At 71.2% G+C, this 22265-nt stretch carries 21 protein-coding genes and 4 pseudogenes; 13 read left to right on the top strand and 12 right to left on the bottom strand.

All coding sequences use genetic code 11. The features are described 5' to 3' along the window. Window positions 1-3 precede the first annotated feature (3 nt). From ACIP82_RS35255 to ACIP82_RS35245, 3 genes and pseudogenes are all read right to left on the bottom strand, one after another. Window positions 4-723 (bottom strand): annotated as a pseudogene (locus tag ACIP82_RS35255) (ATP-binding protein). 23 nt (window positions 724-746) lie between these two features. Beyond that, entirely contained in the window at window positions 747-1394 is a 648-nt protein-coding gene (locus ACIP82_RS35250) for a hypothetical protein (RefSeq protein ID WP_400659459.1), read from the bottom strand. Beyond that, entirely contained in the window at window positions 1391-2002 is a 612-nt protein-coding gene (locus ACIP82_RS35245; protein ID WP_400659457.1) for a hypothetical protein, read from the bottom strand. The genes ACIP82_RS35250 and ACIP82_RS35245 overlap by 4 nt, the downstream gene beginning before the upstream one ends. A 321-nt stretch (window positions 2003-2323) precedes the next feature. Here ACIP82_RS35245 and ACIP82_RS35240 point away from each other — a divergent pair, with 321 nt between their 5' ends. Then, window positions 2324-2515 carry a hypothetical protein gene (locus ACIP82_RS35240; RefSeq protein WP_400659454.1) on the top strand — a complete coding sequence of 64 codons (192 nt, stop codon included), beginning with the start codon at window positions 2324-2326 and terminating at the stop codon, window positions 2513-2515. A gap of 849 nt (window positions 2516-3364) precedes the next feature. Here ACIP82_RS35240 and ACIP82_RS35235 read toward each other — a convergent pair. After that, the gene (locus ACIP82_RS35235; RefSeq protein ID WP_400659451.1) at window positions 3365-4099 is read right to left on the bottom strand and encodes a dienelactone hydrolase family protein; all 735 of its coding nucleotides are present in this window, start codon (window positions 4097-4099) and stop codon (window positions 3365-3367) included. Window positions 4100-4524: 425 nt separating this feature from the next. Between ACIP82_RS35235 and ACIP82_RS35230 the strand changes: the two genes are divergently transcribed. The 4 genes and pseudogenes from ACIP82_RS35230 to ACIP82_RS35215 all read left to right on the top strand — a co-directional run bounded on the left by ACIP82_RS35230 (window position 4525) and on the right by ACIP82_RS35215 (window position 6815). After that, window positions 4525-5142, top strand: a complete 618-nt coding sequence (locus ACIP82_RS35230; RefSeq protein ID WP_400659449.1) for a hypothetical protein — start codon at window positions 4525-4527, stop codon at window positions 5140-5142. Continuing rightward, on the top strand, window positions 5132-5560 hold the full coding sequence (locus ACIP82_RS35225) for a hypothetical protein (protein WP_400659447.1): 429 nt from the start codon (window positions 5132-5134) through the stop codon (window positions 5558-5560). The genes ACIP82_RS35230 and ACIP82_RS35225 overlap by 11 nt, the downstream gene beginning before the upstream one ends. A gap of 48 nt (window positions 5561-5608) precedes the next feature. Beyond that, window positions 5609-6375, top strand: a pseudogene (locus ACIP82_RS35220) (SDR family NAD(P)-dependent oxidoreductase). Window positions 6376-6401: 26 nt separating this feature from the next. After that, on the top strand, window positions 6402-6815 hold the full coding sequence (locus ACIP82_RS35215; RefSeq protein WP_400659444.1) for a MerR family transcriptional regulator: 414 nt from the start codon (window positions 6402-6404) through the stop codon (window positions 6813-6815). Window positions 6816-6851: 36 nt separating this feature from the next. On the opposite strand, the gene ACIP82_RS35210 is transcribed toward ACIP82_RS35215, so the two are convergent. After that, a protein-coding gene (locus ACIP82_RS35210; RefSeq protein WP_400659441.1) for an IS3 family transposase occupies window positions 6852-8041 on the bottom strand; the annotation gives its coding sequence in 2 pieces (ribosomal slippage) (window positions 6852-7777 and window positions 7777-8041; 1191 coding nt in all). Between the two features lie 503 nt (window positions 8042-8544). On the opposite strand from ACIP82_RS35210, the gene ACIP82_RS35205 reads away from it, so the two are divergent. Both ACIP82_RS35205 and ACIP82_RS35200 read left to right on the top strand, forming a co-directional pair. Continuing rightward, on the top strand, window positions 8545-8706 hold the full coding sequence (locus ACIP82_RS35205) for a hypothetical protein (RefSeq protein ID WP_400659439.1): 162 nt from the start codon (window positions 8545-8547) through the stop codon (window positions 8704-8706). Between the two features lie 478 nt (window positions 8707-9184). Next, window positions 9185-9340, top strand: coding sequence for a hypothetical protein (locus ACIP82_RS35200; protein WP_400659437.1), 156 nt, complete (start codon window positions 9185-9187; stop codon window positions 9338-9340). Window positions 9341-9657: 317 nt separating this feature from the next. Here the strand turns inward: ACIP82_RS35200 and ACIP82_RS35195 are convergent, their stop codons facing one another. Then, window positions 9658-9939 carry a MerR family transcriptional regulator gene (locus ACIP82_RS35195; protein ID WP_400659509.1) on the bottom strand — a complete coding sequence of 94 codons (282 nt, stop codon included), beginning with the start codon at window positions 9937-9939 and terminating at the stop codon, window positions 9658-9660. A gap of 718 nt (window positions 9940-10657) precedes the next feature. Here ACIP82_RS35195 and ACIP82_RS35190 point away from each other — a divergent pair. Next, on the top strand, window positions 10658-10852 hold the full coding sequence (locus tag ACIP82_RS35190) for a hypothetical protein (protein WP_400659435.1): 195 nt from the start codon (window positions 10658-10660) through the stop codon (window positions 10850-10852). 156 nt (window positions 10853-11008) lie between these two features. Here the strand turns inward: ACIP82_RS35190 and ACIP82_RS35185 are convergent, their stop codons facing one another. Continuing rightward, a complete protein-coding gene (locus tag ACIP82_RS35185; RefSeq protein ID WP_400659433.1) occupies window positions 11009-11407 on the bottom strand; it encodes a DUF2267 domain-containing protein in 399 nt (132 codons plus the stop codon). A gap of 18 nt (window positions 11408-11425) precedes the next feature. Between ACIP82_RS35185 and ACIP82_RS35180 the strand changes: the two genes are divergently transcribed. Continuing rightward, complete coding sequence (locus tag ACIP82_RS35180) at window positions 11426-11974, top strand: hypothetical protein (protein ID WP_400659431.1); 549 nt, start codon at window positions 11426-11428, stop codon at window positions 11972-11974. A 402-nt stretch (window positions 11975-12376) separates the two neighbouring features. Further along, window positions 12377-13903, top strand: a complete 1527-nt coding sequence (locus ACIP82_RS35175) for a S8 family serine peptidase (RefSeq protein ID WP_400659429.1) — start codon at window positions 12377-12379, stop codon at window positions 13901-13903. A 208-nt stretch (window positions 13904-14111) separates the two neighbouring features. On the opposite strand, the pseudogene ACIP82_RS35170 reads toward ACIP82_RS35175, so the two are convergent. Together ACIP82_RS35170 and ACIP82_RS35165 are read right to left on the bottom strand one after the other, a co-directional pair. Continuing rightward, a pseudogene (locus ACIP82_RS35170) lies at window positions 14112-14748 on the bottom strand (MFS transporter); the annotation flags it as partial. A gap of 311 nt (window positions 14749-15059) precedes the next feature. Then, window positions 15060-16496: a HEAT repeat domain-containing protein gene (locus ACIP82_RS35165; protein WP_400659427.1), complete on the bottom strand. Its 1437-nt coding sequence runs from the start codon at window positions 16494-16496 to the stop codon at window positions 15060-15062. A 1075-nt stretch (window positions 16497-17571) separates the two neighbouring features. Between ACIP82_RS35165 and ACIP82_RS35160 the strand changes: the two genes are divergently transcribed. Further along, complete coding sequence (locus tag ACIP82_RS35160; protein ID WP_400659425.1) at window positions 17572-17955, top strand: ribosomal protein L7/L12; 384 nt, start codon at window positions 17572-17574, stop codon at window positions 17953-17955. Between the two features lie 415 nt (window positions 17956-18370). On the opposite strand, the gene ACIP82_RS35155 is transcribed toward ACIP82_RS35160, so the two are convergent. The 3 genes from ACIP82_RS35155 to ACIP82_RS35145 form a co-directional block, all read right to left on the bottom strand. After that, on the bottom strand, window positions 18371-18808 hold the full coding sequence (locus ACIP82_RS35155; protein WP_400659423.1) for an Imm1 family immunity protein: 438 nt from the start codon (window positions 18806-18808) through the stop codon (window positions 18371-18373). Between the two features lie 269 nt (window positions 18809-19077). After that, a complete protein-coding gene (locus ACIP82_RS35150) occupies window positions 19078-19989 on the bottom strand; it encodes a hypothetical protein (protein ID WP_400659421.1) in 912 nt (303 codons plus the stop codon). A 231-nt stretch (window positions 19990-20220) separates the two neighbouring features. Beyond that, the gene (locus tag ACIP82_RS35145; RefSeq protein WP_400659419.1) at window positions 20221-20592 is read right to left on the bottom strand and encodes a hypothetical protein; all 372 of its coding nucleotides are present in this window, start codon (window positions 20590-20592) and stop codon (window positions 20221-20223) included. 388 nt (window positions 20593-20980) lie between these two features. On the opposite strand from ACIP82_RS35145, the pseudogene ACIP82_RS35140 reads away from it, so the two are divergent. Both ACIP82_RS35140 and ACIP82_RS35135 read left to right on the top strand, forming a co-directional pair. Then, a pseudogene (locus ACIP82_RS35140) lies at window positions 20981-21342 on the top strand (thiamine pyrophosphate-binding protein); the annotation flags it as partial. A gap of 153 nt (window positions 21343-21495) precedes the next feature. After that, the gene (locus ACIP82_RS35135) at window positions 21496-22110 is read left to right on the top strand and encodes a TetR/AcrR family transcriptional regulator (protein ID WP_400659417.1); all 615 of its coding nucleotides are present in this window, start codon (window positions 21496-21498) and stop codon (window positions 22108-22110) included. Window positions 22111-22265 lie beyond the last annotated feature (155 nt).

Below are 22265 nucleotides of genomic sequence, written 5' to 3'. Positions count from 1 at the left end.
AAACTATGCAGAGCCATGAACAGTAGAAACCCCACGAAAGAGCGGAACAGCGCACACAGCTTCGGCATTGTCGCGGTCTCGGCATAGGTCCAGACAGAGCAGGTCAACTCGCCAGTATTTCTTGATGGTTCGGCCGAGCTGCTTGTCGCTGGCGGCCTCGGCGAGCTCGTTCACCAGGTTCGCGGCGGTGGTGTAGCGGACGCGGCCACCGGCCTAGGCGATCGCGGTGCCCAAACCGATCAGCAGGTGGGACTTGCCCGTGCCGGAGTCGCCGATCAGGCAGAGCGGGTTCCCGGCCTGGACCCAGCCGGGCTGGGCGAGCGTGTTGATGACTTCCTGCGGGACGTTCGTGTTCTTCGCGAAGTCGAAGTCCTCGATGCGCTTGTTGCGCGGGAAGCCGGCTTCCTTGACCCGGCGCTGCTTGCGCCGTTCGTCGCGGTCCTCGCACTCGCTCTCCAGCAGTTCGGCCAGGAAGTCCGCGTAGGACGTCTGTTCGCGCAGGGACTGGGCCGCGAACTCCTCCCAGCGGGTGCGGATCGTGGACAGGCCCAGGCTTCGGCAGGCCGCGTCGATCGTCGCCGCGGGGCCGGCGCCGCGCTGTGCGGGCAGGCCCCGCAGCTGCGCGAGGAGGCCAGGGAGCTGCTGGAGGGCATCAACCCGGAACTGGCTACCGCCGGGCTGGAGGCGCTGGACGGCGAGCAACTCGCCCTGGCCGTCCGGCACGCCCGGGCCGCCCGCAGGGCGGCTCAGACGATCCGGACCGCCAGGGCGTTGTCGGCGGACAGCTTGAGGGTGTAGATCCACACTGTCCCGTAGACCTTGTCCTGGTAGGTGGTCCGAACGGCGTCCAGGTAGTAGCCCCAGCGCTCGTCCTGAATCACCGACCAGCCCGCGTCGTTGGTGTGGATACGGAACTTGAGTCCCTGACTCTGGTTCTCGACACACCCGTTGACGGTGACGTCCAGGTTGGGGTACCTCACCGGATCGGAGACGGTCAGGCACTCGGAGTCGGGCCAGGTGGTGAGGTAGACGGACGGCCCCTCACCCCGGCAGATGTTCCAGTAGGTGCGTCCTCCCCAGTCGTCGGTCAGCAGTTCGGCCTGGTATCGACGGAACGGCCGGTCCGGGTCGAAGGTCTTATAGGGGTGGGTGGAGAGATAGGTCGGACCGTAGTTCCTTATGGGCCGCGGGAAGCTGCCCCGGGGGTCCGCTGGCTTGCCCCAGTCGGTGTAGGGGCTCTGGAACCGGACCGGGGTCGGGTCGCACACCGTGCCGTACGGGCCCGGCAGGGAACTGGCCGCCGAGGCCTGCGGGGCGGCGAACAGCAACGGAACGCCGGCGAAGGCGAGCACCAGTGCGGCGAGGACGCGGGTGGGGCGGCCGGCCGCACTCACGCGCACGTCAGCCCGCGCCGGGCCAGCTCCTGGACGCTGCCGGGGACGACGGGGCTGTCGCAGGCGATGGTGCCCTGGATCTCGACGTCGAACGTCACGTAGGCCCCCGTGCCACCGGTCATGGTGTTCACCCAGACACCGGTGTTCGCGCCGGTCCGGGCGCACTGGTAGCGGACGAACTCGCCCTCGACCTTGTGGGTGCCCTTGAACAGCCCGTATTCACCGGGGCGGTTGAAGTTCATGGTGACCGTCCGCGACCAACTGCTGGTGCTGGCCTTGGTCTTCTGCACCGAAAAACCGACCTTGGCCGAGACCTTGGCGAACAGGACGCTCGCCTGCGCGGTGATCTCCACCGAGGTGTTGTAGGTGGTGCTGACGCTGTCGACCTCGGAGAGCGTCTCCGTGGAACTGCCGGTGGTGCCGGGCGCGATGGAGATGCCGGTCCAGTGCGTGATCGTGGGGGTGACCCGGGCGGTGGCGACGTCCTGCCAGATCGTCTCCAGGTTCGGGTTGCAGGTGTCGGACGGCGGCCGGGGCAGTGGGTCGGCGTGTGCCGCACCCGCGGCGAAGCCGCTGAGCCCGGCGAGCGTGACGGTCAGGGTGGCCAATACGCCCAGACTCCGACGAAGGTGACGCCGCGGGACAGCTTCCACAGGGATCCTCCTGATGGTCCGACGGCCAGGCCCATGACTGTGCGTGCCTGGCTCGTCGCAGGATTCTTCCTCGCGCACGAATGACATTTCCATCCCAGAGAGTTGGGATGTTCACGACCCGGCGGGCCTGGCGGCCGGGGCGGGCCGGGCAACTCCGGCCGCCTCTCCACACAGAGCGCCCTCGGCGCTGAGACGAGCATCACCGGCGGTCCCGGAGGACCAGGCGGGACCGGCGACGCCGGAGACGGTCCCCAGGGCCCCGGGGGTACCGGGAACGTGTCCGCCGGGACCTTCAACGGCGGTCCGGGCGACGACACCGTCACCGCCGCCCGCGGCAGCGGGAACAGCACTACCCGGACGGTCGGCAACGCGGGCACCATCGACGGCGGAGGAGGAAGGAACGCCTGCACCGTGAACGGCGGAAACCCTGGCACCGTACGCCACTGCCCGCTCGCCCTCGACTCGTAGTGCGCTCGTCAAGTCACGAGGGTAGTGGGCGGGGCGGCGGGCCGGGACGGCCGCAGCGACGGCGGCGGCCAGAGCAAGGCAGGAGCAGCGGCGGGCAGCAGAACCGGCAGGGGTCCGGGACGGGAGCGGCCCGGGCTCCCGTCCGCCCCTCGCACCGGCAAAGCCGGCGGCGCTCCCGGCCGGTGGCGATGGCATTCTCCGCGCATCCGAACCGTCACTTTCCATGGGTTATTCCCGGCGAATCCGTCGCGAAATTCCGGCGCGATCCGGAAGGCGTTCCGACGGCCCGTCAATTCGGTCGGGGCCCGGGACGGCTCTCCGGCCGCCGGGAGCCATATCCGGGGCCCTCCGACGATTTTCCGCCGACAGTGACGCGAACACTCTCAGTGACCAGATCCGGAACACCGAAGCGTCCCCGGCCCGGCCCGTCAGCCGCTGGTGAGTGGTTGGACCAATCAGGGTGCGGGGGCCGGAAACCCCGAAAACACGCCGATTCCCACTCCGACCGCTGAACGAGGTCACACCCCGGAACGCTCCCGAGAGCGCCCCCAGACGCCCCCGGGAACGCCCACGGCGGCAGCCCGGCTGGGCCCCTGGCAGCCGGGGCAGGGTTGCGTCACCAGCAGCCGATGACGCAACCCCCCGGCCCGGGCCCGGCAGAGAACCCGGCCCCTGACCCGCAGGCCGGGACAGCAGGACGAGCGGGCCGGGCACGAGCAGCGGCCAGGGCAAGTCCAGAGCTTGAGAACGAACGAACCGCCTCCCGGTTCTACCGTTCCCCGCGAGACCGATGACCGTACAGACCCCTCCGGAGATGTGTACTTCGGGCTTGATTTCCGGGTCGGAGCCTCAGCCGTTGGTCAGGGTGCGGCCGAGAAGGGGCAGCAGGCGGTCCCAGTGGCGCTGCAGTGCGGCGGGGTTGAAGGCATCAGTGTCGGACATGGTGAAGCCGTGAATGGTGCCGGGGTAGATCTCGGAGGTGTAGCTGACACCTGAGGCATCCAGGGCCTGGTTGAGCTCGCCGAGGGCCTCGGGTGTCATGTCGGTTTCGGCGTGGCCGAGGTGGACCTGGGCGGTGAGCTTGGAGAGGAGGTCGGGCCCGTCGGCGCCCACGGGGCCGTGGAATCCGGCGACGGCGGCCACTTGGCCGGGGTGGGCCGCGGCGGTGCGCATCGCTAGGAGGCCGCCTATGCAGTAACCGGTTACCGCGACCGGTCCGGCGCAGACCTCGGGCTGGGTGGTGAGGAACCTGAGGTAGGCGTCGGCGTCGCTCAGGACACGTTCGGGGGTGTGCGCCTCGATCAAGGGCATCAGCTGGGCGAAGATCGCGGGCCGGGCCTCTTCTCCGATGTGCTCGGGAAGTTCGATCACCGGTGCCGGGCCGTGCCGGTAGAAGAGGTTGGGGACGAGCACGTAGTACCCGTGCCCGGCCAGTTCGCGGGCCATCTCCCGCAGCACAGGCCGGATGCCGAAGCCGTCCGCGTACATCAGCACCCCCGGGTGTCGCCCGCCTCCGTCGGGGAAGGCGGCGAACGCGTCGGCCTGGCCATCCGCGGTGGGAATCTGCAGCATCTTGGTGGGCATGAATTCTCCTGTCGTGGTTGACGTGTCGAGCCTGTGATCAACACGACGGAGGCGGAGCCCGCGCAGCAGCGCAAGATCCTCGATCCAACAGCGGGCCAGCACCGGCCCGTACGGCGCTCAGAAGAGCACCGGGTCACCAATCCGTGTGTGGCGCAATGCCGTCCCGGTAGTCATGGCTGCACAACGTAGCCCACCGGACAAAGCCGATGCCAGCCCCCCAGGCCACAGTGCTGTTCGCGAGAATGGTCTCGGTCAACACCTCGGGATCCTGAACCCGGTCGACGCGCTGCCTGTGACAGGGATAGCCATCTTGCGGCTGCAGGTCGTCACCGTACTTCGAGACACTCCCTTGCCGAACGCTCCGGACGCGGCCGAATCGGAGCCACTCTTCCGGTCCGGTTTGGCCATGTTCGTAGGCTTCCACCGTGAAGGCATTCCAGCAGTTCCAATACCCGACTCCACCGTTAGCCCGCCCCGGCGGACACCAGGCCACCTTCGCCGCCGAAGTCGCCGCCGAGGAAGAAGCCGAACACCTGCGGCTGACCGTCGCCGCCTACGAGGACTACCAGCGTGGCATCCTGCCCAGCGGCCAAGGCGCCCGCGACCTCATCGACGCCTTCAAGGACGTCGACCAGGCCCTGAAGCGGCACGACGCCGGGCCGGTCACCGTCATCGACGACCGGCGCGTCGAGCATGTCCTCAAAGCGAAGGCGAAGACCCTGCACCTCGGTGTCGGCAACTACTGCTGGTTCTCCGATCCGGGCAAGGCATTGTGCCTGAAACTCGCCGGCACCCCGGACGCCGACGAGCCCCTCATGGGGATGTGTGACTCGGCCCGCTGCCCGCAGGCCACCCATCACCCCCAGCACCGGCAGATCTGGGCCGACCACGCGGACAACACCCAGGCCGTCTTTCTCGGCAACCCCAGACTCTCCAAGCCCGAACGGGCCCGAGCCCAGGCCGCGTTCGACCGCGCCACCCGCGTCGTCGCCGAGATGGACAGCGCCGGACACGCCGACGGGGAGCCCGTCCATGGCGCATGAACACCAGACCGAAGCCGAGGACCGGATCCGGGCGGCGATGCAGCAACTCCTCGTCGGGCCCGTCCCTGAGGGCCTGAAGTGCGACGTCAAGAGCCTGTGCGCCCTCGCCAGAGTGCCGCGGGCGACGCTTTACCGCACCTACCCGAACCTGAAGGCCGAGTTCGACAGCCAGCGGACCGCCGCCCAGCAGGCCGGGCGACAACCGGCCCCTCGGCTTGCCCAGATCGAACGGCTCAATACCGAGGTCGCGACACTGCGCGAACGCCTCAGCAGGAAGAACGCCGAGCTCAACGCCTTGAAGCAGTTCCAGACCACGGCTCTGTCCCGCCTCACGGCCCAGCGCAACGAGATCTCCATGCTTCGGCAGCAGTTGGAGTCCGCCTCACACGCCAAGGTCCGGACGCTCCCACCCCGGTAAACGCTGACCACAGCTGCTTGACCTTGCCGCTGGCGGCAGGGTTGCACGATGACCGGCATGAACAGCACCGCATCGCAGAGCAGCAGGGTCGTCGCCGTCACCGGAGCAGGCACAGGGATCGGCCGGGCCACCGCCCGTGCCTTCGCCTCCGAGGGTGCCCACGTGGTCGCGATCGGGCGGCGGGCCAAGCCGCTCAAGGAGACCGCTGCTGGGCACGACCGGATCATGCCGCTGGCCGCCGACATCACCGCCGAGGGCGAGCCCGACCGGATCATCCAGGCCGTGCTCAAGACACACGCCGGCTGGACGTGCTGGTCAACAACGCCGGCATAGTGCGCAGCGGCGCTCTCGGCACGCTGACGCCAGAGATGATCGCGGTTCAGCTTGCCACCAACCTCGTGGCCCCTATCCTGCTGACCCAGGCCGCGCTGCCACCCCTGGAGACGTCGAGCGGGGTGATCGTCAATGTCAGTACGTCGGTGGGGCAGCGGGCCTGGCCCGGCAGCTCGGTCTACGCGGCGACCAAGACCGCCCTGGAGCTGCTGACCCGCAGCTGGGCGGTCGAGTTGGCACCCCGCGGGATCCGGGTGGCGGCGGTTGCCCCCGGCGCGATCGACACTCCCATCGGTGAGCACCAGGGCCTGACGCCGGAGCGGATGGTCGCAGTGCGGGAGTGGCAGCTGGCACACACCCCACTGGGCCGGATCGGCCGACCCGAGGAGGTGGCCTGGGCGGTCACCCAGCTTGCCGCACCGGCCGCATCGTTCGTCACCGGAGTGGTACTCCCAGTCGACGGCGGGGCAGTCGTGGCGTGATAGGAGTGGCCCGGGAGGTGGGATGGGTGCGGATCGGTGAACTGGCCAAGGCGACCGGGACATCCGCCCGTGCGCTGCGGCACTACGAGCAGGCCGGACTGATCTCCTCGGAGCGGGCCCCCAACGGCTACCGCATCTACGACGAGCGGGCCGTGGTGCGGGTTCGTAACATCCGCTACCTGCTGGCCGCCGGGCTCACCCTGGACGACGTGCGCGTGTTCCTGCCATGCCTGGACGGCGATGTGGCTGCCGCACCGCCCTCGGACAAGGGCCTGCGGGTCGCGCTGGAACGGCTGGCGGTCCTCAACGAACGGATTACCGCCCAGACCGAGGCCTGCGACCGGCTGGAAGCAGCACTCCGGGAGAAGACCGGCGATCGAATTCTCCCGACCGCCCGAACCGCGTCCGGCGGCCCGGACCACCCCGAAGCACCCCGGTGAGCTGCCCCGAGTTTCGTGGAGTCCGCGATCGTGTGATCAAGCGACTTGCGGATGTTGCTCCAGTCCCGTCCAGTACGCCTGCTCGTACTCGTCGGGCGGGACGTAGCCGAGGGCGGAGTGGAGGCGCTCGCTGTTGTACCACGCGACCCACGGGAAGACGGCCCGCTCGACCTGGTCGAAGTCCCGCCACGGCTCCTGATGCTCGATCAGTTCGGCCTTGAACGTGCCGTTCAGGGCCTCGGCCATCGCGTTGTCGTACGAGTCCGCGACGGACCCGACCGGCGCCGAGGCGCCGACCTCGGCCAATCGCTCCGTGTAGCGAATGGATACGTATTGCGACCCGCGGTCGCTGTGGTGAATGAGGTCGGCGTCCTTCTTGATCTTCTGACGCCACAGCGCCATCTCCAGTGCGTTCAGCGGCAGGTCGGTCCGCATGTGGGTGGCGGCCTGCCAGCCCACGATCCGGCGGGAGTACGCGTCCAGGACGAACGCCACGTAGACCCAGCCCTGCCAGGTCCGCACATAGGTCAGGTCGGCCAGCCACAGCTGGTTCGGGCGCTGGGCGGTGAACCGGCGGTTGACCAGGTCCGGCGGACGCGGCGCGGCCGGCTCCGGGACGGTGGTGCGGCGGCGCTGTCCGCGGATCACGCCCTCGATACCGAGCTCGCGCATCAGCCGCTCGACGGTGCACCGCGCGACCTGGTGGCCGGCGCGGAACGGGGCGCGGGTGATCCGGCGGGCCCCGTAGGTACGGCCGGATTCCTCCCACACCGCCGTGACCAGCGGAATCAGTTCTTCGCCGCGGAGCCGGCGGGCCGACTTCGGTCGCTGCTTGCGCGCGAAGTACGTCGACGGCGACAGCTCCAGCACCCGGCAGACGGGATCGACCCCGAAGCCGTCGCGCAGGTGGTCGATCACCTGCTCGGCCTCGTCCGGGGACGGCCGATCTCCTGGGCAAAAAACACGCTGGCGGCCTTCAGGATCTCATTGGCCCGCCTCAACTCGGCGACTTCCCTGCGGAGTTCCTTCAGCTCGTCGCGCTCGACGGTGGTGAGGCGGTCGTCCCGCTCTCCGGCGTCGACCTCGGCCTGACAGACCCAGGACCTGAGGGCCTCCTGGTGGATGCCGAGGTCGCGGGCCACATGGGCGACGGGGCGGCCGGTCGAGCGGACCTCGCGCACGGCGCGCTCGCGGAGTTCATCGGGGTACTTGCGTGGTGCGGGCACTGCTCGTGGTTCTCCTTACGCCTGGATCGCAACAAACCCAGACATCAGGGACTCCAAGAAGGCCAGAGCAGCTCAAAGCGAGGTTCCGTCACCAACGGCCGGTGACGAAAGCACCCGGCGAAGCGCCTCTCGTAGGCTGACCGGGCTGCCCGCCCCCACACCATTGCCCGGGGGCAACCACCCCACGAAGCCCCGACCCGATCCGTCCCGGGCCGCCCGACCGGGACGGCCAGGAGGACGACGGTCGCCGAGCGGCACCGGACCGCCAGGACCGGCGAGCGGAGCGGCGGCCTGGGCAGGGATCCGGGCGCCGAATCGCCGTCACGCGGAACCTGGGAGCCAATCGACATCAAAGCCTTCGATAAGCAGGCAATTTCTTGAACAGAACGTTAAATGCAAGGCCTTGTCTCGTATTTGGGTGTAGACTCTGAAGCGCAGAGGGTGGTCCGAAGGGTCGGCATCGCGGTGATGCCGACGGATCACCCGCGGACAGGGGGAGCACCATGACCTACCACCTCGAGGTGGCGCGGGCGACGATCGACGAGCGTCTGCGGGAGGCCGAGAAGCACCGCCTCGCGCGCGCGCTCCGGCTCAAGAGCCGCGCCGAGCGCACCACCCGACGCGCACACCGGGCCCTGACAGGTCTGGTCGGCCCGACCGTATGAGCATCACCCGCGATGGGCCGTCACCGCAGCACCGGTGACGGCCCATCTGCAATCTGCAAAAAAGCCTTCGGTGAACCGGCCCGGTCGGCCACACGCAGACGAATGCCGGGGCCTCAGCCGGTGGGCCTGAACCGCCTCCTCAACCCGGAGGCCGAGAAAGCCGACCGGGGGTGGGGCCGAACAGGACCTGAAGGCCGGCGGGGCACGGGACGCCCTGCCGACCGCGCCGACAACACCTCCACCACCGCGGTCGGGTCAGCAGCCGGCTTCCCGCACGGTCACACGGCCGAACCGCCTGGAGGCCGATCAGCGAAACCTGCTGGCGGCGATCAGGGTCGAGGAGGACCCCGAGCTGGTGGCCGCGAAGGCGGCTGCCGAGGCAAAGCCGAAGGTCTCCCGCACAGACCGGTTCACCCAGTGCCTGGCGGTGCTCGCCCAGTTCGTGGCGCGGGAACGGCATGCGCGGCCCCTCTAGCCGTTGGAGACCGTGGAGGCCAGCCCCGGCGGCGAGGAAGAGGTCGTGGTGCACCAGGTGGCGCTGGGTTCATTCTTGAACAACGCCAAGGCGAGGCGGGCGAAGCTGTCCCCGGGACAGCTCGCGCAGCTCGCCGAACACGGCGTGGAGTGGGCGTAGCGGGCGGTGTACGGGATTCCCGGGACACCCCCGCGAATCCCGTACACCGACGAAGTCGGCAGGTCAACGCCGGTCGGGCCTCCCTCATAGACGAAGCCCCGACCGGGAACACCGGCTCGACGCCTCAGCGGACGAACCGGACGATTCCCGCCGGACTCACGAGATGCGCCGATCAGAGGCCATTCAAGCCTCGGCGCAGCGGCAGGAACTCACGGGGAAACGCGTGTGCCGGTCGCCGCGGCACCGGACGCGCGACGGAGCCTGCAGAATCTGTCCATGGGCTCCGCCCGCGGCTGTAGGCCAGGTTGCCGGTCCGGTCAGGTGTCCGCGGTGGGTTCCTGGCCGTGCTGGGAGCGGCGGAGTTGCTCGTTGAGGCGCAGGGCTTCTTCGAGTTGGTCTTCGAGGATGACGATGCGGCAGGCGGCCTCGATGGGGGTGCCCTGGTCGACGAGGTCGCGGGCGCGCATCGCGATCCGTAGTTGGTAGCGGGAGTAGCGGCGGTGGCCGCCGTCGGAGCGCAGTGGGGTGATGAGGCGGTGTTCGCCGAGGGCTCGTAGGAAGCCGGGGGTGGTGGCGGTCATCTCGGCGGCACGGCCCATGGTGTAGGCGGGGTAGTCGTCGTCGTCGAGTTTGTCGGGTGTGTCGGGGCTGGTCGTTGTAGTCACTGCACCTCTCTGGTTCTGGGAGAACGCGTTGAGGGGCCCCGGCGCCGTGTCGGCTCCGGGGCCCCGAAGGGGAACAACACCATCTACCGGCCTGGGCCGGTCCTTGGGTTCCGCACTGCCCCGGGGGAGGGGGTGTGTGGGGATCGCGTATGCGTGACCGGAAACCACCGTCCTTGCGTTGGGGTCTGCGGTGTCCGCCCGGGCGAGTGTTCACGGGCCGGGCGATCCTGATGGCGCTTGCGCCCTCCATTCATCCTCTGGACTGCACTGTCACTTTCGTACTGCTGGTACTGCACCTGCTGAACTGCGACTTCCTGTCGGTGGCCGTGGTGGCCCACCTGTTCCGGCAGCCAGTCCCGTCGCCGTCCTGCACCTGCCTGGCTTCGGAACTCCACTGCTGGACCGAACCGCGAACTCTGTCCAACAACCCCGGCCAGTTCGTGTCTGGCCGGTATCGCCGACTGCTGTCTACGAGAGAAACGCTAGACCAGCCCACGATCAATGTCTACTCCGGCGCACACAGATTTTGCGGATGCGAGAAGGGAGGTAGTCTTCCGCTGCGCGGCGGCGGCAACCCCCCGAGCCGCCGCCGCGCGCCCCGAAACAGCGAGCGACACCGCGCAGGGAGGCGGCAGTGGGACACCCGGCGCCCGTGGCACCGGAGACGGTCCGGGACGGGCAGGCGGCCTTGATCGAGGCGATCACCGAGGCCGTGCACGACGGTGACGACCGCACCGTCCGCCGGCTGCTGGCCCGCTTCGCCGAGGTGGCCACCATCGCCGACCTGTACGCCCTGCGCGACGCCCTCGACACCGCCCGCCCATCCGACAACCGCAGGCAGCACTGACCCTTGCCGACCGGGCGTGCAGGTCGATCCCACGCCGGACGTCGTGACCGCTGCGGATGCGCGCTCGCCCCGTCCGGCCGGGGCGAGGGGAGCAGGTGCCCGCCCGGTGGGTGAGCTCGCGCACGGTGCCGCTGAAGGCCCGTACCCGGTCCCGGGTCAAGCCGCGATGGCGAGGTCGGCGCGGCCGAACAGGAGCGCGTAACCGCGAGGCAGGTCGGCGAGGAGCCGGTCGGTCAGGTGGTCGCCGGCCAGGCCGGCGAGGGCGGCCAGGACGAAGGAGACGTCCCAGCGGGCGCCGGTGAGGCTGGTGTTCAGGGCGCGGGCGCCGGCTTCGACGAAGGCCGGGGCGGCAACGGGCTGGGGCAGCGGGATCTGGTTGGCGAAGGCGGCGCGGGCGCGCTCGGGCAGGGTTGCGGCGAGGTCGCAGCGTTCCTCGCCCGTGAGCTGGCTGCCGAGGGCTGTCAGGACGGCATACAGGACGCGTTCGGCTTCCTCGTCGGACGTGTAGCGGCCGAGGGTGCGGACGTGCTGGAGGAGGAGGCGGTACCGGGTCATGACCGTGGAGCCTTCCGGGTGCTGGCCGGCCGCGGGCTGGCGGCGGCGCGAGGGTGGTCAGGGTCGTTCGCCTGTGGCCGGGCGTCCGAACAGCAGGTCGTAGCCGGGCGGCAGCTGGGGCAGGACGCGCTCGGTGAGGTCGTCGAGCCGCCCGACCAGGCCGTACCCCGCTGGAACGGTCTATGGACGCTCCCGCTCCCGGAGGACCTCGACGCACTGCGCCGCACCACGGCCGCCAGAAAGGCCGTAGCCGAAGAACCCTCCCCGCCGCCCGCCACGGAAGGACGCACCACGGCACTGACCGGCCACCCCGAGCGCTGCGGGTCGCCCGGGGAGCGGACGTGCATCTGTGCCCCCGGCGACGCCACCGGCAAGACCGTCGGAGCCGCGGTCGAGTACGCGGTCCTCCCCTCCCACCACGGGCGCATCGCCGCCACCGTGCCGCTGCGCGGCGGCCGCCCCGGCGACGTCCTGTACGAAATCGACTGGCACAGCCCCCCACCCCCGAACCAGCGGCACAACCGGTACACCGCCATCGAACAACGCCTCACCCGGCAACAGCCCTGAACAGACCTGGCCGCCCGGCCGGTGGCAGGGGCTCCGGTCACAACCGGCCGCGACGCACCACGGGCCTGGCGGGCCGGGCCTGGCGGGCCGCGCGGCGCGAGGGCCGCGGCGCGGGTGCGGTCCACGTACTGCGACGACCCGTGGTCCTGACCATGGCCCAGTCACCAGCCGAGCCTTGCCTGGCGGTTCCTCAGCGGCAAAGGGTCCGCACTGCTCCGACAGGTCCAGGCTTCGGCCGCAGTGCCACCCTCACCTTCGCCGCAGGTCTGGTCAAGTCATTGCGAGTCATTGCTGGTTGACGAGGTGGCGGGATAGCTTCACCCCTGTACCACCCGTCATGCACCTGCCTGGCCGGCACTCTGCTGTCGGGCGGGTCCTGCACCCGGATGATGTGGAGACCACATGGCTCGACGACGTTCCTTACTCCGGCTCGGCCTGGTCGTACCGATCGTGCTGTCGCTGACCGCCTCGCTCGGATTCCTCCCCGCGTCGGCCTCGGCGACGCCCCGAATACCGTCCGCCGCGCGGGCCGAGGACGCGCACACCCTGGCGTACGTCGTCAACACCAAGACCGACCGTCGCACGATCGCAGAGGTGCAGCGGGCCATCACCGCCGCCGGCGGCACCATCGTCGTCACGTACGACGGGATCGGCGTCATCGTCGTCCACTCGGCGAACCCCGACTTCGGCAGGCGGCTGCGCGCGGTGCGCGGCGTGGAGTCGGCAGGTACCACGCGGACCGCGCCGCTCAGCGCGGCGGGGACGACCGACGAGGGTGCGGTGCGGTACCTCTCCGAGGCCGAGGCCGCGAGGATCGGGAAAGCGTCCGGCGACGGCGCCGAACCCCTCGAAGCCGAGCAGTGGGACCTGCGGGCGATCGGCGCGGACAAGGCCGCGAGGATCAACCCGGGCAGCAGGGACGTCACGGTCGCCGTGATAGACACCGGCGTCGACGACACCCACCCGGACCTCGCTGCGAACTTCTCCCCGTCGCAGTCCGCGAACTGCGTCAGCGGCAAGGCCGATACCACGTACGGCTCCTGGCGGCCGGTGGACGCGATCCACTTCCACGGCACGCACGTGGCGGGCACGATAGCCGCGGCCCGCAACGGCATCGGCGTCGCGGGCGTGGCACCCGGTGTGAGGGTCTCCGGCATCACGGTCTCCCAGCCCACCCCGCGCCAGCTGATCTACGCCGAAAGCGTCGTCTGCGCCTTCGTGTTCGCCGCCGACCACGGTGTGCAGATCACCAACAACAGCTACTACGTGGACCCGTGGCAGTACAACTGCCTGGACGACCCCGACCAGGAGGCCATCGTCGAGGCGGTCAACCGCGCCCAGCTCTACGCGCAGCGCAAGGGCATCCTCAATGTCGCCGGGGCCGGCAACTCCGACCACGACCTGGCTTCCAAGGCCTTCACCGACGGTGTCAGCCCCAACGACTCCACCCCGGCGAACCGGACGGTCGACCCGCACAGGTGCTGGGAGCTGCCCGCACAACTGCCGGGCGTCGTCACGGTCAGCGCGACCGGCGCCAGGAGCGCGAAGTCGTACTACTCCAGCTACGGCCTCGGCGTGATCGACGTCGCGGCGCCGGGCGGCGACCAGTACCAGGCCTCGGACACACCGTCCGGGGAAGGCGGCATCCTGTCGACGCTGCCGAACAACCAGTACGGCTACCTCCAGGGCACGTCCATGGCCACTCCCCACGCCTCCGGTGTGGCCGCGCTCCTGAAGTCCGCCCACCCGGACGCGACCCCGGCCCAGTTGCAGGCACTGCTCAAGGCCCAGGCGGACAACCCGGGGTGCCCGGCCGACCCGCACGGCGGGAACGGCGACGGCATCGTGGACGCCGCCTGTGCGGGCGGCAAGCGCATCAACGGCTTCTACGGCTTCGGCATCGTCGACGCGCTGCGCGCGGTCAAGTAGTCGGCACCGCACAGGTCCCGCTGCCGTAGTCGTCCCCGCGACTACCCTGTTCCGCGCCTGAACGCGGACGCCCCCGGCCGTTCCGGCCGGGGGCGTCCGCGTTCTTCGGGCCCGTTGGGTCAACGGGCGTACAGGTAGCGGTCCACCGGGCACAGCAGGCGCCGGTCACCACCGGGCCCGGGCCTGCCGTGGGGCTTCACCACGGGGCCTACTTCGATGTGGGGAGGGCCTCTTCCTCCTCCGCGGCCGCGGCCCCGTCCGCCGCCGGACCTCCGCGCAGCCCGGGCGCCAGCAGCAGGGTCGCCACCATGTCTGTGGCCGGCGAGGTCAGCTCGGCCACCGAGCCGGCCATCACCGCGCCGACACCCTGCATGGTGAGCATCCCGGAGCTGTGCAGGCCCAGCGCCTGCCCGCTCAGCTCGTTCGGTGTCAGCGCCATCAGCCGGTCCTGCAGCAGCAGCCCCGCCCCGTACCCGAAGGTGGCTGCCGTGACCCAGGACCAAGGCGATGGGCAGTCCCGGGTCGAACACGAAGAGCGGGTACGGTGCGGCGAGCAGGACGCACAGCGGGACGGCCGACCGGTTGCGCCACCGGGTGGGCAGGAAGCGGCCCACGACGGCGTCCCCGACCAGCATTCCGGCCGCCCCGAAGGCGAACAGCAGGCTCGCGTCGCCGGGCGAGTAGGGGACGTAGAGCGACTCCACCCCGACGATCAGGCCGTTCGGCACCCACAGCGCCAGGTAGACGTACCGGCGCGACACTGAGGACCACAGCCGTACGTTGGTGCGCCAGGTTTGCGCGACCGACGTCCTCCCCGTGCCCCGAGGAGGCCGGCTGCTCAGCCCGCACCCAATAATGGAGCGGATGCTGATGACCGGGTGAGCCGACGCGGCCGGGCTGGCCAACGCCACGGCTTCTGTCCCGAACGAACGGCGGGACCGTCGTGTCACCGCTGGTGAACGACCCCGGTGCGGTGCCCGTTCTGCCAGCGCTCCACGCGGACCGTGAGCTGCGCGGCATCGGGGACGGCGTGGTCAACAGTCAGAACGCCTGCGCCGAACCCGGTGAAGCCACACGCCGAACACGGGCGAGCCGCACACCGACCCTGGTACTTCGTAGGGTCCGGGCGGCTGAGGTGCGCCTGCCTGTGACTTGGCTACCGGCTGCCGGACACCGGACGAAGCGCGTCACGCAGCAGTTGGATCACGCCCTCGGTGAGCTCGGTACACCGCTGCTCCGCCAGAGCGAGCAGTTCGGCGGCCTGTGCGGGGCTGGCGCCGAGGGACGGGACCGGGCGGGTACGCCAGGGGTGCGGGACCAGGTTGCGGATCTGGGTGGTGGCGTCGGTCTTGCCCCGGGCAGCGAGTCGGGGGTGGGTGTCGCCGCTCACGACGAGGGCGGCGCGCAGCGCGGTGAGGTGGTCGTGCCGGGTCAGCAACCGGTAGCCGGCTCGTCGGACAGCCGGCCGCCGCGGGTCCGTGAGCATGTCCCACAGCAGGTCCGCGGGCAGCTGGGTGGCATTGGGGGCGAGCGTGGCGGAGGCCTCCTTGACCACTGCGGTGGAGCCGTCCCGCAGCAGCACCGTGACCCGGGGCACGGGCACCACGTCGAGGCTCCGCAGCGCGCGCAGCGCGTGGACGCGGACCTGAGGAGCCGGGTTGTCCAGCAGGGCGGTGAGCAGTGGGCCGTCGGCCCGACTGCCGGTCTCGGCGAGCCCTCCGACCGCCCCGGCCCGCGGCTCGGCAGCCTGGACCGCCGCGCGGTAGTGGACCAGTGGATCCGTACCGGTGCGGCGTGCCGCCTCCCGGGCCAGGGCCCGGATCAGTGCGGACGGGTCGTCGAGGTACGGCACCACGTTCTGCGGGGATCCGGTGCGCATCAGCCCTGTGAGGGCGGTGATCCGTACCTCGGCGTGGCGGCTGCGGGCCAGGCGGCGCAGCGGCTCGACCTGGTCGGTCCACACCGCCTGCCGGGCGGCGGCCTCGGCGGCCCGGGCCCTGACCTGCCGGCCGGGGTCGCTCTCGGCGAGGGCCACGAGGTCACGAAACCTGAGGCGGTGCGCGGTGGTGTCGAGGACGAAGCGACGCACCACCGGGTCGGGGGCCGTGAGAAGCCTTCCGGACAGGGCCGTGCCCGACTCGGCCAGCAGCGGCACGAGTAGTTGACCGTGGGCGAAGGCGCCGCGCTGGCGCCGGTTGGTCAGCAGGGCCGTACGCACGGTCGCCGGGGTGGCCAGCAGGGGGTTCTCGTGGAGCAGCACGGCCAGAGCCGCGCACGCCGGCTCCCGTACCTGGCGGACCCAGTCGCTGGTCCGCAGGACGAGAAACGGCATCATCTCGGGATGCGGCTGGTGCAGCATCCGCCGCACCACGCGCTCACGGATGCGGCCATCGGCGTGCGAGGCCGCCAGGACAAGGGCGACCGGGTCGGCCTCGGTGAGTGATGGAGCGGGGCGCGTCGAGTACCACGGCTCCCGTCGTATGAAGGCGTCCAGGCGCAGCAGCAGCGCCGGACGTCCCGTCAGCACGCGCAGCGCCTCAAGCGAGTCGTCAAGATCCCCGGCCGAGCCGACCGCCAGCAGTGCGGCGATCAACTCCTCGAACGCATCTCCGTCCCGAGACCGCGCCCCGGCAACCGCCAGCCGGACACGCTCCAGGACATCCACGCCCGGGAAGGCCGCGAGGCAGGCTGCTGACGACGGAAGAAGAAGTTCACCGCGTCATCCTGCCGGAGCCGATCAACCTGCCGCTTCCCGTATACGACGCCCACAAGATCCCTGTCCCGGGCCTCACCGCTGCCGGCCGGACCCCGGCAGCCGCGATAACGATCGGCGTCCGTGGTTCACCGCACCTCGGTGTGGTGCTTCACCACCACATCAGCGCGGCCCTTCACCACTGCCCGCTCACAACACGTCCCTGAACAGCAGGAACCACCACCCGACCCCGGGTGACCAGCAACGCCGAACCCACTGAAAGCATCACGCCAATCATCACCAGGAGCTCACCGGGCCACCCCGCCCGGACGCCACCGGCACCCCCGCTGCCGGGCAGTACCGGCCCGGTGAGGCGTTCCGGGGCCCCGGCCCCGGAGGAACTCACCCAGCCCCGCCGGCACTCCACCGACGGACTCCGGGACAACCCAGTGCGGCCACCCTCCGGCCCTCCCTGGCCGTACACAAGCCCCACCGTCCCCACATCCCACCCCTCGGGACCCGCACTCCGGAACCGACCCTCGCACCACCTCCTCGGGGCGCAGCGGCGGCTCCCGAGCAGCCCGGCCGTACAGGGATGCGGGAGGTGTCGCGAACCCGGGCGTCCGGCCGTACGAAGATGCAAGAGCTGTCAGGGACTTCACCCCCGGGCCACGGCACAGCGCGGGGAGCAGACACAACCCGGCCAAGGGCAGGGGGCAGGGGCCGGGTCGGGGCGCAGCAGGCACCGCCACCCGGTCTTCAAGCGGGCGGCCTGGCGGCCGCGGGTGGGTGTGCCGGCCCGGTGGCCGCACCCAGCGGGCGGCCGGGGTGCCGGGCAGGTGCGCGGTGCGGGCCTGCGGCACCGGCCCGGGTGGCGGGGGCAGGACGGAGGCCCCGATATCCCCTTGGAGCCACTGCCCTGCCGACTGTTGACTGGGCATGCGGCACGACACCGACCGACCCGAAGGAGAGACCTGTGGAGGATCCGCAGTTCACAGTCCTGCTGACCGACCCCTCGCCCGGCGGGCCTGCGGCCCTCAAGGCGGTCCGCGCCGTCACGGGTCTGAGCCTGTGGCACAGCAGACAGCTCCTGAACGGCGCACCCGTCACCGCGCGGGAAGCCATCCCCTTCGCCACCGCCGCCGAAGCGGCTGGACGACTGCGCCGGGCCGGTGTGCCGGCCGCCATCCGATGCGACTGGTGCCGGCGCACCCTGCCCAACGACGGCACCCCCGTCGGCCCCGGCCCGTGCACCTCCCGGGCATGGCCCACCGCCCACTGCCAGGCCAACTCCCTCACCACCTGCGACTGCGAGTGGTGCACCGCCTACGGCCCCCTGCCGGGCCACACCACCCCCTGAACCCATACCGCCACCCCGGGCGCAGGGGGACAGCCGCCTCGAGCACCAAGCCACGGCAGGCCAACGAGCGCAGCGGAGCGGCGGGTAGCGAGGAAATGGGGGACCTGGCGGCCCGGCCCGCAGTGAAATGCGGGGCCGGGCCCGCGGCCTCGGCCGAGGGTGGCCCGGGGTGGGACGCAGACAGGGTGTGGCGGGTCAGGGACCGGGCGGCCTGCGGCCGCACCAGTGGATGGCCGGGACCGAGGCCTGACGGCCCGACCGGTAGCAGGTGCACGGGCCGGGCCTGCGGCACCGGCCGAGGGCGGCAGGCACAGAGCTGGACCGACGGGCGGGAGAAGTTCCACGGCCAAACCGCCCCCCGCAAGCCGCCCGGACGGAAACGGGGGCAGCGGGGCGGGTGCTGGGCTGCTTCCGGCTAATCGTCAGGATACTGGTTTTTCCAGGAAACACAGGTCGGGCGCTGCCCTCCCGATGCCAGGAATTCCTTCACTGCCGCCCGGGCGAGGTCGATGGAAATCTCCGTCTGGTCGGGAAATTTGGTCCAGTGTCCGGCAAGGTAGTACTCGGGGGCATTCCTTGACTCCAGCGGACCCGCCGTCACGAAGTTCCCGCTGCGGTCGATGAAGAGCAGAACCCCAACCTGAAGCTCCTTGTCCACCCCGACCTGGAAATCGTGATCCGGAACGAGCCGCCCGACCAGGCCGCACCACCCCGTTGGCGCGGCCAATGGCCGATCCGCCTCCCGGAGAGCCCCGACGTGCTGCGCCGCGCCACCGCCGCCAGGGAAGCCGCGGACGAAGAACCCTCCCCGCCGAGGACCACGGAAGGGCGCACCGTGGCACTGACCTTCCACCCCAAGCCCTGCCAGTGGCCCGGCGAGCGGACGTGCATCTGCGGCCCCGGCGACACCACCGGCAAGACCGTCGGGGCCGCGGTGGAGGACACCCCCGTACCACGGCTACGGCCTCTGGAGGGGAGGCGACGGGATTCTCCGCATCGAGCCCCAAGACCTCGCGGCCCCCGGACCTGCCCGCGGAAGACTGCACCGCGCAGTTCCTGGCGGTCGGCCCGGCCGGCCCGAAGAAAGGCGCCACCCCCGGAGTTCCGGCCTTGCTTGGCCTTTCAGCCGGACAGCCTCGTCAGGACGGCGTCGGGCACCCTTTCGGCGTGGCTGCGGAACACCAGGCTGAACACCGCGAGCGCGCCCAGCATCAGGACCAGGTTGGACAGGCCGAACCGCTCTCCCGCCCAGACCGCGGCCGTGACGACCGCCACCCCGGCCCCGGTGCGCAGCGAGGCCCACAGCAGGGTGTGGTCCTTGGCGGGTTCCAGGCCTTCGAGCTGCTCGGCGGGCAGGAGGGCCGCGTAGTGGCCCCTGGTGTGGTTGGTGCTGATGGTCAGCAGTGTTTCGAGCAGGTCGTTGCGGTGCTGGGTGTCGAGGCGGAGTTCGGCTTGGCGCAGGGCGGCGACGACGAGTCGGCGGTGGGTACGGATCTGGTGGCGCCGCGGCCGGCCGACGCCTCTTTCCCGGGCGAGGAGGGCTCGTTCCAGGTCGCGGAGGCGGGAGCTGACCTTTCGGGTCGCCGCGCGGCGTCTGCGGTTCGGGCTGGCTGCGCGGGGGCCGAGGGCGGCGGCGGCGAGGACGGCACGTGCGGGAACCGACCACGTGCCGCCCAGCCGGCGCAGGCCGGTACCGAAGACCGACCACCGGGCCTTTGTCATGAGCACGGCGGCCACGGCGAGACCGGAGAGTACCGCCTGGAGCCAAAGGGGCGCCACGAGCCGGGTTTTCATTGTCACGACGCTGACCGCCGTGGAGTACAGGCCGAGCAGGGCGTTGTAGAGGTCCCTGCCGACGGCTTCGAAGGCTTTGGTGCGGCCGATGACCCGGGCGGTGATCCGTATGTTCGCAGCGGCCCGGGCCGGCAGGCCGGCGGCCCGGGCCGCGCGGGCGAGATCGAACAGCAACAGCTGGGCCCTGACCTCCCCGCCCACTCGGGCCAACTCCGCCCGGCGTCGGTACCAACCCGCCATGTGCGCCCCCTCCCCGGGATCCGTACACGACAGCGTTCCAGGTTCCGTTCGAGGGCGACAGGCCGCGTATCGGGGCCGGGGTTGTGCCACGTTCCCCGGCAGGGCCATCCCCTTGTCCGGTGAGCCGACGGCGGTCCCTCTCGGCGCGCCAACGCGGCGCCGGACAGTTCCTGTCGCGTGAAGCCGCTCGGCAAAAGCCTTCGGGGCCACCGATGTCGGCCGCCCTGCGGCTCACACCTGCGCGAGGTGCGCCTTCATGACGGTGAACGCGGCCAGGTGCCCGATGCCCGCCCTGGCGAGCAGGCCGGCGACGGCCGCGACGTCCAGGGCGTGCTCGGAGTACGCGGTCGACGGGCCCTCCTTCGCCGGGCGCAGCGCGGCGAGCTTGGTACCGGCCGGGAGGAGGGTGGCGGCTTCGCGGCGTCCGGCCGTGGTCAGGCACCAGAGCTTGCGGCCGTCGGACAGGCGCAGTTCCTCGCGGACCCGGCCGACCGTCTTCAGGTCGGCCGGGGCGTCGCGGATGGACTTGTCGCTGCGCTGGTGGGGCGGGACCAGCGGCCACAGTTCGCGGGCGGTGGCTCGCTGGAACAGGGCGAGCGCCATGAGGACGGCGCCCCGGACCGGTGCTGTCGATCCCCGCTTCCACCGTCCTCCTCCGCTGTCTTCGACAGCGGAGGAGGCAGAAGGGTTGTCGCCACGGCCCGAAACCCTTGTCCGGGGCACCTGACCAGCGGAAATGCGACCCTGCGGGGTTGGGGGCGTGGAGGTGGGGGCGGAGGTGCCGGCGGGGATGGTGGCGGGCTGATTGTCCCGGCCGGGCGAGGCCTGCGCCGACCGGTCCGGAACGTGGCCGGTGCCCTGGCCGCCGTCGTCGGGATCGGGTTGGGCGAGCGCGGTGGCGGTCATCGAGTTGGCCTTCCGTCAACGGTCGGCCGGGGCCGGCACGGTGGCCGGCCCCGGCACCCGGGCGCTCACCCGGGCGCCGCCGACACTGCACGAACTCGTCGACCAGCAGGCCAGCTTCCGCGACGTGGCGAAGTCCGTACACACCGCACGCACCCCCGCGCAGATCCCCTCCGCGCTGGCCGCCGCCTGGGAATCGGCACTGAGCGCGCCGTACGGGCCGGTGTGGGTGGAGATCCCGCAGGACGTCCGGCTCGCGCCGGTGACCGTACCGCCGGTCACCGGGCTGCGCGCCGAACCCCGGCCGCCGGCCCCCGCCCGGAGCTGATCGCCGAGGCGGCGGTGCTGCCGGCCGAGGCCGAGCGCCCGGTGATCCTGGCCGGAGGCGGCATGGTCCGCGCCGGAGCCAGCGGCGAACTGCTCCGGCTGGCCGAGCTGTTGCGGGCCCCAACGTGCTGTCCTGCCCGCCGTGCTGCGGATGTTCGCGCCCACCCACCTGGACGCCTGAGCCACGGAGGGGGTGCGGCGGCCAGGCCGCCGGGGGCAAGCCCGTATCCCCGGCCGTCCGGCGCCGTTCCGCCGGCCCTTGGATAGGCTGCCCGGATGGCCCTCGACTCCCCCCGGCTGCTGCGCGCCGACGCCGCCCGCAACGCGGAAAAGATCATCCGGGCTGCCCGGGAGGTCTTCACCGAACAAGGCCCCGACGCCCACCTCGACGAGGTGGCACGCCGGGCCGGCGTCGGCGCCGCCACGCTCTTTCGCCGCTTCCCCGACAAGGCCGCGCTCCTGCGGGCCGTACTGGACGAGCGCTTCGGCGGGCACGTCCGTCCCGTCATCCAGGCTGCCGCCCACGCCCCCGACCCCGCGTCCGGACTGGCCAGCGTGCTGGAAGCGGCGCTGGAATCGGTGGCCGGCGACTACAACGTGCTGGCCGCCGCCCGCGCCGCCGGCGTCCTGACCCCGGCGACCGGACAGGAGTTCTTCGCCGCCCTCGACGCTCTCCTGGCGCGCGGTCAGCACGCGGGCGTGATCCGCGCCGACCTGGTACCCGACGACCTGCACCGCATCGTCGTCATGCTGGTCTCGGTGCTGTGGACGATGGAGCCCCGCGAGGACGGCTGGCGCCGGTACCTGGCCCTGGTCCTTGATGGCCTCACCCCCGCCGGGGCCAGCCCGCTGCCCTGTCCCGCCCCCGCGCTGCGCACCCGCACCCCCTGACGCCGAGGTGGGTGCCGGCCGCCCCGCCGGGCCGCCGGCACCACCGGCACCACCAGCCGCTAGGCCGCGTATTCGGTCGTGATCAATGGGTTCGGGTGAGGTCCTTGATCCAGATCATTGCGCCGCGGAGGTGAAGGCCGGCGAGGTAGCTTTCC

Origin of the sequence: Kitasatospora sp. NPDC088548, assembly GCF_044753005.1 — a bacterium.
In the GTDB taxonomy this organism is placed as follows: Bacteria; Actinomycetota; Actinomycetes; order Streptomycetales; family Streptomycetaceae; genus Kitasatospora.
This window is presented reverse-complemented; position numbering and strand designations above follow the sequence as displayed.

Coding starts and splice junctions, on each gene's coding strand:
- ACIP82_RS35235 (WP_400659451.1), bottom strand. CDS start 4,099: ATGCCCACCAAGATGCTGCAGATTCCCACCGCGGATGGCCAGGCCGAC.
- ACIP82_RS35225 (WP_400659447.1), top strand. CDS start 5,132: ATGGCGCATGAACACCAGACCGAAGCCGAGGACCGGATCCGGGCGGCG.
- ACIP82_RS35205 (WP_400659439.1), top strand. CDS start 8,545: ATGACCTACCACCTCGAGGTGGCGCGGGCGACGATCGACGAGCGTCTG.
- ACIP82_RS35195 (WP_400659509.1), bottom strand. CDS start 9,939: ATGGGCCGTGCCGCCGAGATGACCGCCACCACCCCCGGCTTCCTACGA.
- ACIP82_RS35185 (WP_400659433.1), bottom strand. CDS start 11,407: ATGACCCGGTACCGCCTCCTCCTCCAGCACGTCCGCACCCTCGGCCGC.
- ACIP82_RS35175 (WP_400659429.1), top strand. CDS start 12,377: ATGGCTCGACGACGTTCCTTACTCCGGCTCGGCCTGGTCGTACCGATC.
- ACIP82_RS35150 (WP_400659421.1), bottom strand. CDS start 19,989: ATGGCGGGTTGGTACCGACGCCGGGCGGAGTTGGCCCGAGTGGGCGGG.
- ACIP82_RS35145 (WP_400659419.1), bottom strand. CDS start 20,592: ATGGCGCTCGCCCTGTTCCAGCGAGCCACCGCCCGCGAACTGTGGCCG.
- ACIP82_RS35135 (WP_400659417.1), top strand. CDS start 21,496: ATGGCCCTCGACTCCCCCCGGCTGCTGCGCGCCGACGCCGCCCGCAAC.